Raw genomic sequence first — 12,274 nt, forward strand, 5'->3', positions numbered from 1 at the left:
GGTCCCGGGTCAAGCCCGGGGCCGGTCGTCCTCGATGTAGAAACGGATGTTGTCCTCGAAACTGTCGTCGGCGCTCAGGCCGAGCTTGACGGATTTCTCGGGCCGCAGGTCGAACCGCCAGCCCTTGACGATGCGCTCGACCTCGGGCTGTTGCTCCCAGCGGATCAGCCGCGCGGGTTCCGGCCCCGCCACCGCGGTCATCGCCTCGATCAGCTGTGCAATCGTCCACATCCGCCCCGGCATCATCATGTTGCGGTTCTGGCCCAGGTCGGCCTCGGCCAATTCGGCCCCGAGGATCAGGTTCTCGACGCATCTGCGGGGTGACAGGTAGTAATGCGCGAAGTCTTCGGTCACCGGGCAGACCGCCTCTTGCCCGTTGAGCGGTTCGCGCAGGATCGATGACATAAAGCTCGAGGCCGCGCGGTTGGGTTTGCCCGGCCGCACCGAGATCGTCGGCAGCCGGAACCCCCGCCCATCGACGAAGCCCTTGCGTGAAAAGTCGTTCAGCAGCAGCTCGCCGATGGCCTTCTGCGTGCCGTAGGAGGTCTGCGGATTGAGCAGCGTATGGTCCAGGATCGGATCCGGCACCTCGCCGCCGTAGACGGCGATGGACGACGAGAAAACGACCACCGGTTTCGTCCCGAGCGCCCGGCAGCGGTTCAGAACGTTCAGCGTGCCCATAAGGTTGATCGACATGCCCGCGTCGAACTCCTCTTCGGCGTGGGCCGAGACGATGGCGGCCAGCAGGAAGATCACATCGGTGCCCTCGGGGATCGCGGCGGCGACCGAGGCCGGGTCGGCGATGTCGCAGGTCAGGCTGCGCGCGCCTTCGACAGGGGCCGGGTCAACCACGTCGGCCAGCGTCAGCGAGGCGATGTCCCGCCCGCGCAGATGCCCGCGCCGCAGCAGCGCGCGGCCCAGTTTCTGGCCGATCACGCCGCCGCCGCCGAGGATGAGAATATTCATCGGTCGTCCTCCGTTTCGAAAATTTGCGGCACCAGCGCGCCGCGATGCCGGATCACCTTTGCCGCCAGCGCCATCGCGCCGCAGACCGCCGTGTCGAGCCCCTGACCCAAAGCCAGCCCGCAGAGGAAGGCCGCGCCAAAACTGTCGCCGGCGGCGGTGCTGTCGACCACCTCGGCCACTTTGGGCGGCTGATAGACCGCCGGGCCGATGTCTTTGTCCCAGACCGTCAGCGCACCGCCGCCGTCCTTGACGGCGACCCGCGACGCGCCCGCGTCGCGGTAGCGCGCGATGGTGTCCTCGGCGCTGGCATCGCCGAAAAGGGCGATCTCTTCGTCGAACGATGGCAGCACCGTGTCGGCGACCGAGGCCCCCATGCGCAGCCCTGCGCGCATGGCGTCCTGGCTTTCCCAGAGCCGGGGGCGCAGGTTGGTGTCGAAAGCTACATGCGCGCCCGACCGGCGCGCCGCGTCAAGTGCGGCGCAAAGTGTGGCGCGGCCCTCGGGCGGCAGGATCGCCAGGGTGATGCCAGAGAACTGAATCACATCCCGCCCCGCCAGAACACCTGCGAGCCAGTCCGGATCCTCGGCCAGCGTTTTGGCCGCCGATTGTCCGCGCCAGTAGGAAAAGCTGCGCTCGCCCTTGTCGAGCGAGATCATGTAGAGACCGACGGTGCGGTCGGCCACGCGGCGCAGGGCGCCGGTGTCGATGCCCTGCGCGGCAATGAAGGCGGTCATTTCGTCCGACACCGCGTCGGTGCCGATGCAGCTGGCATAGGCGACCGACCACTCGGCGGGCAGCAGGCGGCGCGCGTACCAAGCGGTGTTGAACGTATCCCCGGCAAAGCCGCGCCGGTAGAGATCGCCGCTCGCCGGGGCCAGCTCGACCATACATTCGCCGATGGAGAGAAAGGACGGCATGGGATCAGTCTCCGGACAAATGGGTCATGGGGGTGACGCGCCGCATCCTACCCTCCGAATGCCGACAAGAGCGCCAGCGCCACGACCCCCAACATCGCCGCTGCCATGGCCATGTTGATGGCGCGCTGCGTGCGCTCGGCCAGGTTCAGCCGGTGCAGCGTCACCCCGGCCCAGAGCCAGGCCAGATGGATCGGGATCCAGATCGCGTTCATGATGATGACCTTGGTCACCGTCTCGAAGACCAGATTGCCGGGCGCATAGCCGAAGCCGGTGATCAGCGCGGTGTTGACCGCATAGGCCTTGGGATTGATCGTCTGCAGCAATACGCCCGCGCCGATGCCGGGCGAGGATTTCGCCTCGATAAAGGCGATGCGCGCCCCGGCGAAGGCGATCCGTGCGGCAAGGTAAAGCAGATAGGCCACCGATGCGGCCATCAGCACCCAGCGGATGGCGGGGACCGACAGCACCACCGCGGCCAACCCCGTGATCACCGCTGCCAAAACCAGGTTGGTGCCGATGAAAAGCCCCGTGACATAGGACAGGCCCGGGCGGAACCCATAGGCCGCGCCCACCCCCGCCGTCGACAGAACGCCGGGGCCCGGCGTCACGATCAGCAGGAAGACGGCGGCGGCGAAGGTCAGCATCAGGTGAAATCCAGCTGCACTTTCATCGCCTTGGCGCGATCCGCGGCGGTGTCGAAGGCGCTCTGGTACTCGGCCAGCGGAAAATCATGCGTGATCAGCGGGTCGACCACGATCAGCCCCTTCTGCATCAGCGTGACGGCAGTGGCGAATTCGCTGTGAAAGCGGAAGGACCCGATCAGGTGCAGCTCTTTCGCGGTGATCTGCATCATCGGCAGCGACATGTCGCCCGACAGGCCAAGCTGCACGATGGTGCCTTGCGGCCTCAGCGCCGGGATCGCACCCGCCAGAGCGGGCTGCGCGCCGGAACATTCAAAAAGCACGTCGATCTGCCCCTTGCCGGCGGTGAACGGGGCCAGGGCGTCGGGGATGGTGGCGGTGTTGAGCGTATCGTCCGCGCCCGCCTCGCGGGCGAAGGCCAGCGCGCGGTCGGCGATGTCGGTGGCAATGATCCGCCCCGCCCCGGCACGCCGCGCGGCGAGAATGGCAAGCGCCCCGATCGGGCCGCAGCCGGTGACCAGCACGGTCTTGCCCAGCAGCTCGCCCGCCCGCCGCACCGCGTGCAGCGTCACCGCCAGCGGTTCGGCCATCGCCGCCTGCGCCGGGCTCAGCCCCGCGGCGGGCACGCATTGCGCCGCGTCGGCGACGATTTCCTGCCGGAAGGCCCCCTGGATATGCGGGAACGGCATGGCCGAGCCGTAAAAGCGCATGTTCAGGCATTGGTTGGGCAGACCGCGCAGGCATTCCTCGCAGGCCCGGCAGGACCGCGACGGCGAGATCGCGACCAGATCGCCGGGCTCAAGCCCCGTCACCCCGTCGCCCAGGGCCGTGACATGGCCCGCGACCTCGTGCCCGAGGATCATCGGTTCGCGCAGCCGCACCGCGCCGAAGCCGCCGTGGTTGTAATAATGCAGATCCGACCCGCAGATCCCGCCGCGCGCCAGCCGGATCCGGACCTCTCCGGGGCCGGGATCGGCGATCGTCACATCCTGAAGACGCAGGTCACGGGCGGCATGGGCATAAAGCGCGAGCATCGGCCTCTCCTTGGCGGGTGGGGCGCTTGGCAATCGGCCCGCAAATGGTATACCATTTTTATCAAGGCGATCTTGGACCGGAATGTCAACGGGCGGCGCCATCCTGGGGAGGTATCATGCAATTATTCGATCTGACCGGGCGCACGGCCCTTGTGACGGGCTCGTCCATGGGCATCGGCCTGGCGCTGGCGCGCGGGTTGGGGCAGGCGGGCGCGCGGCTGGTGCTGAACGCGCGCAATCTGGATCGGCTCGACGCTGTGGCCGAGGGCCTGCGCGACGAGGGGCTGGAGGTGGACACCCTGTCGTTCGACGTGACCGATCCGGCAGAGGTCAAGGCGGCCATCGACGGCTACGAGCGCACGCACCAGATCGACATTCTGGTCAACAACGCCGGGATGCAGCACCGCACCCCGCTGCACGAATTCCCCGAGGACGCCTTTGACCGGCTGATGCGGACCAACGTGAATTCGGTCTTCTACGTGGCCAAGGCGGTCGCGCGGCACATGATCGAACGCGGCGCGGGGCGGATCATCAACATCGCTTCGGTTCAGACCGCTTTGGCGCGGCCCGGCATCGCGCCCTACACGGCGTCCAAGGGCGCGGTGGCCAACCTGACCAAGGGCATGGCCACCGACTGGGCGCGGCTGGGCCTGAACTGCAACGCCATCGCGCCGGGCTATTTCGACACGCCGCTCAACGCCGCCCTGGTGGCCGATCCGGCGTTTTCCGAATGGCTGGAAAAGCGCACCCCGCAGGGCCGCTGGGGCCGGGTCGAGGAACTGGTCGGCGCGGCGGTGTTCCTGTCGTCCGACGCATCGACCTTCGTCAACGGGCAGACGCTGTTCGTCGACGGCGGCATCACCGCAAGTCTTTGAGACGTCATCGAGGGAGAGAGAGCAATGGGAAAACCGGTCATCGGCTTTATCGGTCTGGGCCTCATGGGCCACGGCATGGCCAAGAACATCCGCAAGGGGGGCTATGAGCTCTGGGTCAAGGGCAATGTGAACCGCGCCCCGGTCGAAAGCCTGATCGACATGGGCGCGCATGAATGCACCTCGCCCAAGCAGATGGCGCAGATCTGCGACATCATCCACATCTGCCTGTCGAACTCGGCGCAGGTGGAATCGGTGATCCGGGGGGCGGACGGCATCCTGGCCGGCGCGCGCGAGGGGCTGATCGTGATCGATACCTCGACCGCCGATCCGACCTCGACCCTGGCGTTGGCCGAAGAGATGTCGGCCAAGGGCGTCAGCATGGTGGACGCGCCGCTGGGCCGAACGCCGAAAGAGGCCGAGGAGGGTATGCTGGACGCCATGGTGGGCTGCGACGCGGCCCTGTTCGACACGGTCCAGCCGGTGATCGATTGCTGGGCCGGCAGCATCACCCGGATCGGCGATGTTGGATCGGGCCACAAGATGAAGCTGATCATGAACTTTCTGGCGATGGGCTATGGCGCGCTCTTCTCCGAGGCGGTGGTGCTGGGGGCCAAGGTCGGCATCGCCCCGCAGACCGTGCGCAAGGTGATCGGGCCGAGCCGCATGGGCAACGGCTTTTTCGAGACCTTCATGCGTTATGTCTGCGACCGCGACCGCGACGCGCACAAGTTCTCGATCACCAATGCGTCGAAGGACGTGCGCTATGTCGCGCAGATGGCGGCGGATGCGGGGGTGGTGAACGTCATGGGCGCGTCGATCAAGCATTACTACACCCATGTGGAGGCGATTGGTTCGGGTGCGGATTACGTACCGATGCTGTCGGATCACGTTGGCCGTCTGAACGGCGTCGACATGGCCGAGGCGGTGAAGAAGGGTCAGGACTGAACCGCGCGGGGAGGTCCCGGATCGGATCCGGGACCGGTGTTGCGCGCCAGGGCCAGGGAGGGGCCGATGCTGACAGCGGATCAAAAGGCGTTCTACGCCGAAAATGGGTATCTGAAGGTGGAGGCGGCGGTGACGCCCGACGAACTCGCGCGGCTGCGGGAGATCACCTATCGCTTTATCGACGGGTCGCGTGACGTTGCGCAAAGCGACGATGTCTACGATCTCGACACCGGGCACAGCGCGGCCGAGCCGCGGCTGACGCGGATCAAACTGCCGCACAGGCAGGACCCGTATTACTGGCAGATCCTCACGCAATCGCGGGTGACGCAGGTGCTGAACGATCTGCTGGGGCCCGACACGGTGCTGCTGACCTCGAAGCTGAACACCAAGGCGCCGGGCGGCGGGGCGGCGGTGGAATGGCATCAGGACTGGGCGTTCTATCCGCATACCAACGACGATCTGCTGGCCTTCGGGCTGATGCTCGAGGACGTGGACGAGGCGAACGGCCCGCTGATGGTTCTGCCCGGCAGCCATCGCGGCCCGGTGCTGAGCCATCATGCCAACGGCGTCTTCTGCGGCGCCATCGACCCGGACGATCCGCTGTTTGAGCGTGACCGTGTGGTGACGCTGACCGGCAAGGCCGGGGACATGACGGTGCATCACGCGCGAACGCTGCATGGCTCGGCCCCGAACATGAGCGACCGGAACCGTCTGATTCTGTTCTACGAATGCGCGGCGGGGGATGCCTGGCCCTTGCTGGGGTCCAGCAGCTATTTCCACGCGCTGGGGCAGCGCGGGTTCTGGGAGGATCTTCAGGACCGCGTGATCACCGGCCAGCCCTGCCTGACGCCGCGGATGGCGGATGTGCCGGTTGTCATGCCCTTGCCGCCCGCGCCGGATATTTCGTCGATCTTCCGCATGCAGGAATCCGGCGGGGCGAAAAGCGCGTTTCGCTGAGCGGATAAGGTGGCAAAAGGCCCGGCGTCAGCGATCCTCGATCACTGCCGCGCCGCTGGCCAGCATGGCGGGCAGGCGGCCGAAGCTGCGCAGGCCCTGCGCGACCTCTGCATCGAGCTGCTCTTCCAGCCGGATGATCTCGGCCAGCCGTGCGATCACTTCGTCGATCCGTGCGAAAGGCACCACGACCACGCCATCCCGGTCACCCACGATCATGTCGCCGCTGGCGACGGACTGCCCGCCGATGTTCACCGATCCGCCCACGCGCCCCGGCCCGGTGGAAAACGGTGATGCCGGGCAAAGCCCGGTGCACCACGCGGGCAGGCCCGCCGCGACGATCCCGTCGTAGTCGCGCATCGGCCCGTCCGACACAAAGCCCGCGGCGCCTGCGTTGCGCAGCATCCCCATGACCCGGTCGCCCGCCGACGCGCAGCCCTGGTGCCCGCCGAATCCCGCCACCACGATGTCGCCGGGCTGCACCTCGTCCAGCGCGCCAAGGGTCGCCAGAATGTCGCCCGGCCCGTTGTCGGCGCAGAGCGCAGGGCCTGCCGCCATGCATCTCAGATCGCGCCCCTCGCCGATGGGCCGGATCGCCTTGTCGAGCGCGCCGCCACCGCCGAGGGCATCGCAGACAAAGCCGGTCGGAACGCCCTGGAACGCGGCGATCTGCGCCTCGGTCGGGCGCGGGCGGTTGCGCCGGATGATCAGCGCGGGGGGTTCTTCGATCATGTCGCCTGTCTCCGTTTGGGCTGGCCGGATACGGCTTATGGACGGGCCGCGTCATTTGGTATACCAAAATTGCAAATGCTCACAAGCCGGACCCGGCCGGCTTTCGATCCAAGGACGACCCGCATGTCAGACACCCGCGCAGGCAAGAAATTCCGTTCGCAGGAATGGTTCGACAATCCCAACAATCCCGGCATGACCGCGCTCTATCTCGAGCGATATCAGAACCAGGAATACACCCGGGCCGAGCTTCAGGGCGACCGCCCGGTAATCGGCATCGCAAATACCGGCAGCGATCTGGCGCCCTGCAACAAGATCCACGTCTTTCTGATGGACCGGATCAAGGCGGGCATCCGCGATGGCGGCGGCATCCCGATGGAATTCCCGGTGCACCCCATTCAGGAGACCGGCAAGCGGCCGACGGCGGCGCTTGATCGGAACCTCGCCTATCTGAGCCTTGTCGAGGTGCTGCACGGCTATCCCATCGACGGGGTGGTTCTGACCACCGGCTGCGACAAGACCACGCCGGCGATGCTGATGGGGGCCGCGACGGTCGATCTGCCGGCCATCGCTCTCAATGGCGGGCCGATGCTGGACGGCTGGTGGCAGGGCAAGCGGGCGGGCAGCGGCACCATCGTCTGGGAAAGCCGCCGTCTGCTGGCCGAAGGCAAGATCGACTATGAAGAGTTCATGAGCCGTGTCTGCGCCAGCGCCCCGTCGCTCGGCCATTGCAACACAATGGGCACGGCCAGCACGATGAATGCCATGGCCGAGGCGCTGGGAATGTCGCTGACCGGCAATTCCGCGATCCCCGCGCCCTTCCGCGAGCGCATGGCCATGGCCTATGAGACCGGCCGGCGCATCGTGCGGATGGTTTACGACGATCTGAAACCGTCCGACATCCTGACGCGCGAGGCCTTTGAGAACGCCATCGTCGTCAACGCGGCCATCGGCGGGTCGACCAACGCGCCGCCGCACCTGCAGGCGGTGGCGCGCCACGCCGGGGTCGAGCTGAACGTGAAGGATTGGGAGACCGTCGGCTTCGACGTGCCGCTTTTGCTGAACATGCAGCCCGCGGGCGAATACCTGGGCGAGTCTTTCTTCCGCGCGGGTGGCGTTCCGGGGGTCATGGCCGAGCTGATGAAGGCAGGGCGGATTCACGAACAGGCCATGACGGCGACGGGGCAGACCATGGGCGCGAACCTCGCCGGTCTGGAAAGCCAGGATCGCGACGTGATCCGGCCCTATGACAACCCGATGCGGGTGAACGCTGGGTTCAAGGTGCTGTCGGGCAACCTCTTCGACTCGGCGTTGATGAAGACCTCGGTGATCTCCGAGGATTTCCAGCGCCGCTTCCTGTCGCAGCCCGGCAAGGAGGGCGTGCTCGAGGCCCGCGCCATCGTCTTCGAGGGCCCCGAGGATTACCACGACCGCATCAACGACGCCTCGCTCGACATCGACGAGCATTGCATCCTCTTTATCCGCAACGTCGGCTGTGTCGGCTATCCCGGCTCGGCCGAGGTGGTGAACATGCAGCCGCCCGATGCGCTGATCAAGGCGGGCATCAACCATTTGCCGACGGTGGGGGACGGCCGGCAATCGGGCACGTCCGAGAGCCCCTCCATCCTCAACGCCTCGCCGGAATCGGTGGTGGGCGGCGGGCTGGCCTTTCTGCAGACAGGCGACATGGTTCGGCTCGATCTGAACGACAGCACGATGAACGCGTTGGTGGACGAGGCCGAATGGGCACGCCGCAAGGCGGGTTGGACCGCGCCCGAGATCGTCAACCAGACCCCGTGGCAAGAGATTTACCGCACCCACGTGGGCCAGCTGGCCGAGGGCGGCTGCCTGGAACTGGCGACCGCTTATCAAAAGGTCGCGCGGCACCTGCCGCGCGACAACCACTGAAGGATTTCGCATCATGAGCCAAAGCATCCTGATTACCGGCGCGGGCCGCGGCATCGGCAAGGCCTGCGCCAAGACGTTTCTCGAGGCGGGCTGGCGCGTCGGGCTGATCGGCCGAACTGCCGCCGCGCTCGAAGAGGTCTCGGGCGGCCATGAGAACGCGCTGGTCCTGGCGTGTGACGTGACCTACGAAGGGCAGGTCGATGCGGCCTTCGACACGGCGGTCACGACATGGGGGCGCGTGGATTGCATCTTCAACAACGCGGGCGTCAGCCTTTTGGGCGCGACGATCGACGAGATCGCGGTGGCCGACTGGCGCAACCTGATCGACATCAACGTGACCGGCAGTTTCATCTGCGCCCGCGCGGCGTTTCGGGTGATGCGCGCTCAGGACCCGCAGGGCGGGCGGATCATCAACAACGGGTCGGTGTCGGCCTATGTCCCGCGCTGGGGATCGGCGGCCTATACGACGTCGAAACACGCGATCACCGGGCTGACGCGGTCGATATCGCTGGATGGGCGGCCCTACAACATCGCCTGCGGCCAGATCGATATCGGCAATGCGCTGACCGACATGGCCGAGAAGATGACCAAGGGCGTGCCGCAGGCCGACGGCACCATTGCCGTCGAGCCGGTGATGGATGTGTCGAACGTGTCGAAATCGGTGCTGCACATGGCGTCGTTGCCGCTCGAGGCGAACGTCCAGTTCATGACGGTGATGGCCAGCGCCATGCCCTATATCGGCCGCGGCTGACCGGCCGGGATCGGATTTTTAAGTAAAAATCCGGACCGTTTTCCGTCACGGAAAACGGGCGCGCCGCTCGCGGTGCCAGATATAAAGCCCGGCGGCGATAATGATGCCGCCGCCGCCCAGCGTCCAGACCGTGGGCCAGGTCGCAAAGACCAGGATCCCCGCGATGGCCGCCAGCAGGATCTGGATATAGACCACCGGCGCCAGGATCGACGCGTCGGCCATGGTATGCGCCCGCGTCGTCGCGATATGCCCAAGCGCGCCGAAAAGCCCGATCACGCTCATCATCACGACAACCAGCGGCTGGTCGGGCATGTGCCAGAGCGGCCAGACCACCGGTGCCAGCGCCAGGGTCGGCAGGCCTGCCGACCACAGCTGCGCGGTGCCGTTGGCCTCGATCCCGGCCAGCATACGCGTCAAGATGAAATAGCCCGAAGCACAGGCCAGCGCGCAAAGCGACAGGATCATCGCCGGATCGAAACCCGTGCCCCAGGGCTGCATCACCACCAGCACCCCGAAGAACCCCGCACAAACCGCCGCGATCCGGTGGATGCCGACCCGTTCGCCCAGGATCGGGATCGCCAGGAGCGTCACGACGATGGGTCCGGCAAAGAAGATCGTCGTCGTGACGGTGATCGGCAGGTGGCTGAGGGCGGCGAAATTGAACATCGTGCTCGCGCCCAGCAGCGCGCTGCGCAACAATTGCCGCCAGGGCGCGCGGCTGCGGAACACCGACGGCCCGTCGCGCGGCACGAAGATCACGCAGGCGATCAGGAAATGCCCGGCATAGCGGCAGAACACCGCCTGCAGAGGCGCCACCCCCGCCAGAATCAGCCATTTCGCCGTGGTGTCGATGCAGGTGAAAAACACCACCGCCAGCGCCATGAGCGACAGGCCCAGGCCGGTGCGCTCTTCGCGCGGGGCGACGGACACCGGCTCAGCCCACCGCCCAGCCGCCGTCGATCACATGCGCCTGCCCGGTGGTGAAGGCCGATTCGTCCGACGCCAGGTAGAGCGCCAGTGCGGCCACCTCCTCGGCGGTGCCGATCCGGCCCATGGGCTGGCGGGCGATGAAGGCGCGGCGCGCCTCTTCGTAATCCCCCATGGCGTGCAGCCGGTCCTGCAGTGACGGGCTCTCAATCGTGCCGGGGCAGATGCAGTTCACCCGCACCCCCTTGGTCACGTAATCGAGAGCCACGGATTTCGTCATCCCGATCACCGCCGCCTTGGTGGCCCCATAGACGAAGCGGTTCGGCGCGGCCACGATCGACGACACCACCGAGGCGACGTTCACGATCGACCCGCCGCCGCGTTCCACCATGCCCGGCAGCACCGCCTGCATGGAATGGAATTGCGAGCGCACGTTCAGCCCCAGGGCAAAGTCGAATTCCGCATCCGTGGCCTCGGCGATGGTGCCCGCGTGCACGAAGCCCGCGCAATTGACCAGCACGTCGGGGGCGGCCGCCTGCACCGCGCCCGTCAGCGCGGCCTTGTCGGTCACGTCCAGCGCCGCCGTCTCGCAGTCCAGCCCCTCAAGCAGCGCGGGGTTCAGATCGGTGGCTACGACCGACGCGCCCTCGGCCATGAACCGCTCGGCGATGGCGCGGCCGATGCCCTGGCCCGCCGCCGTGACGAAGGCCCGTTTTCCCTGCAATCTCATGTCATTCACCTTTCAGATGTGTGCTGAGGTATCCACCATCTCGGGCACCAAGCGGTCCCCGAAGCCATTGTCGCGTGCCTCGCGCAGCGTGGCGTCGGCGGCCCCGGAAATGCGCGACTGCGCGCCCAGATCGGCGGCCATCTGGCGGTAATACCCCACGTCCTTGGCGCCGTTGGTCACCGAAAAGGCCAGATCGATCTTGCCCTCGGCGGCGTAGTTCCGGACGAAATCCATCATGCCCGAGCGCAGCGGCCCGGCGGCCATGACGTTGTAGAGATCCTCGCGCGCCACCCCCGCCGCATCGGCCATTGCAAAGGCCTCGGCCATGGCGCAGGCGGTGGTCATGCCGAAGAAATTGTTGATCAGTTTGATCGTATGCCCGGTCCCCAGCTTGCCCAGGTGAAAGACGTTTTCGCCCAGCGTCTCCAACAGCGGCCGGGCGCGTTCGAACGCGGCTTCGTCGCCCGAGCACATGATGTTCAGCAGCCCGTCCTTGGCATGGGCCGGGGTCCGGCCCAGCGGCGCGTCGAGATAGGCCGCGCCCTTTTCGGCCAGCGCCGCGCCGATCCTCAGCGTCGAGGCGGGCAGCGAGGTGCCGAAGTCGATCACGATCTGATCTTCGCGCGCCCCGGCCAGCACGCCGTCGTCGCCGAATATCCTGGCCTCGACATGCTCTGACGTGCCCATGCAGAGCATGACCACATCGCTCGCCTCGGCCAGCGCGCGGGCGCTTGCCGCCTCGGTCGCGCCGTGCGCCAGCGCCGCGTCGATGCCGGTGCGGTCACGGTGGCCCAGCACGATCAGCTCGTGGCCCGCGGTCTGCAGGCAGTCGACCATGGCGCGCCCCATCAGGCCGAGGCCGATGAACCCGATTTTCGCTGCTGTCATGAGAGGTCC

At 66.9% G+C, this 12,274-nt stretch carries 13 protein-coding genes; 5 read left to right on the plus strand and 8 right to left on the minus strand.

Features of this window, described 5'->3' with window-relative positions; translation table 11 throughout:
• Positions 1-9: 9 nt before the first annotated feature.
• Genes denD through RXV88_RS00835 form a run of 4 tightly spaced genes read right to left on the minus strand, consistent with a single transcriptional unit; the run spans position 10 to position 3,558 of the window.
• The gene (gene denD / locus RXV88_RS00820; RefSeq protein WP_316289807.1) at positions 10-966 is read right to left on the minus strand and encodes a D-erythronate dehydrogenase; all 957 of its coding nucleotides are present in this window, start codon (positions 964-966) and stop codon (positions 10-12) included.
• Positions 963-1,883, minus strand: coding sequence for a sugar kinase (locus RXV88_RS00825; RefSeq protein WP_316289809.1), 921 nt, complete (start codon positions 1,881-1,883; stop codon positions 963-965). Before RXV88_RS00825 ends, denD begins: the two co-directional genes overlap by 4 nt.
• Before the next feature lie 47 nt (positions 1,884-1,930).
• Positions 1,931-2,527 (minus strand): LysE family translocator, encoded by a 597-nt coding sequence (locus tag RXV88_RS00830; protein WP_316289810.1) that lies wholly within the window; start codon positions 2,525-2,527, stop codon positions 1,931-1,933.
• Positions 2,527-3,558 (minus strand): L-idonate 5-dehydrogenase, encoded by a 1,032-nt coding sequence (locus tag RXV88_RS00835; protein ID WP_316289811.1) that lies wholly within the window; start codon positions 3,556-3,558, stop codon positions 2,527-2,529. The genes RXV88_RS00830 and RXV88_RS00835 overlap by 1 nt, the downstream gene beginning before the upstream one ends.
• A gap of 116 nt (positions 3,559-3,674) precedes the next feature.
• Between RXV88_RS00835 and RXV88_RS00840 the strand changes: the two genes are divergently transcribed.
• The 3 genes from RXV88_RS00840 to RXV88_RS00850 all read left to right on the plus strand — a co-directional run bounded on the left by RXV88_RS00840 (position 3,675) and on the right by RXV88_RS00850 (position 6,335).
• Positions 3,675-4,433 (plus strand): SDR family oxidoreductase, encoded by a 759-nt coding sequence (locus RXV88_RS00840; RefSeq protein WP_316289813.1) that lies wholly within the window; start codon positions 3,675-3,677, stop codon positions 4,431-4,433.
• A 24-nt stretch (positions 4,434-4,457) separates the two neighbouring features.
• On the plus strand, positions 4,458-5,378 hold the full coding sequence (locus RXV88_RS00845; RefSeq protein WP_316289814.1) for an NAD(P)-dependent oxidoreductase: 921 nt from the start codon (positions 4,458-4,460) through the stop codon (positions 5,376-5,378).
• A 66-nt stretch (positions 5,379-5,444) separates the two neighbouring features.
• A complete protein-coding gene (locus RXV88_RS00850) occupies positions 5,445-6,335 on the plus strand; it encodes a phytanoyl-CoA dioxygenase family protein (RefSeq protein ID WP_316289816.1) in 891 nt (296 codons plus the stop codon).
• Positions 6,336-6,362: 27 nt separating this feature from the next.
• Here the strand turns inward: RXV88_RS00850 and RXV88_RS00855 are convergent, their stop codons facing one another.
• The gene (locus tag RXV88_RS00855) at positions 6,363-7,064 is read right to left on the minus strand and encodes an RraA family protein (RefSeq protein ID WP_316289818.1); all 702 of its coding nucleotides are present in this window, start codon (positions 7,062-7,064) and stop codon (positions 6,363-6,365) included.
• Between the two features lie 123 nt (positions 7,065-7,187).
• On the opposite strand from RXV88_RS00855, the gene RXV88_RS00860 reads away from it, so the two are divergent.
• Positions 7,188-8,969 carry an IlvD/Edd family dehydratase gene (locus RXV88_RS00860; RefSeq protein WP_316289819.1) on the plus strand — a complete coding sequence of 594 codons (1,782 nt, stop codon included), beginning with the start codon at positions 7,188-7,190 and terminating at the stop codon, positions 8,967-8,969.
• A gap of 13 nt (positions 8,970-8,982) precedes the next feature.
• Positions 8,983-9,720 carry an SDR family oxidoreductase gene (locus RXV88_RS00865; RefSeq protein WP_316289820.1) on the plus strand — a complete coding sequence of 246 codons (738 nt, stop codon included), beginning with the start codon at positions 8,983-8,985 and terminating at the stop codon, positions 9,718-9,720.
• A gap of 45 nt (positions 9,721-9,765) precedes the next feature.
• On the opposite strand, the gene RXV88_RS00870 is transcribed toward RXV88_RS00865, so the two are convergent.
• The 3 genes from RXV88_RS00870 to RXV88_RS00880 are packed head-to-tail and all read right to left on the minus strand — an operon-like array spanning position 9,766 to position 12,265.
• The gene (locus RXV88_RS00870) at positions 9,766-10,650 is read right to left on the minus strand and encodes a DMT family transporter (protein WP_316289822.1); all 885 of its coding nucleotides are present in this window, start codon (positions 10,648-10,650) and stop codon (positions 9,766-9,768) included.
• Positions 10,651-10,654: 4 nt separating this feature from the next.
• A complete protein-coding gene (locus RXV88_RS00875) occupies positions 10,655-11,377 on the minus strand; it encodes an SDR family oxidoreductase (RefSeq protein WP_316289823.1) in 723 nt (240 codons plus the stop codon).
• Between the two features lie 12 nt (positions 11,378-11,389).
• Positions 11,390-12,265 carry an NAD(P)-dependent oxidoreductase gene (locus RXV88_RS00880; RefSeq protein ID WP_316289824.1) on the minus strand — a complete coding sequence of 292 codons (876 nt, stop codon included), beginning with the start codon at positions 12,263-12,265 and terminating at the stop codon, positions 11,390-11,392.
• Between the last annotated feature and the right edge of the window lie 9 nt (positions 12,266-12,274).

Origin of the sequence: Aestuariicoccus sp. MJ-SS9 (genome assembly GCF_032586235.1) — a bacterium.
Lineage (GTDB): Bacteria > Pseudomonadota > Alphaproteobacteria > Rhodobacterales > Rhodobacteraceae > Aestuariicoccus.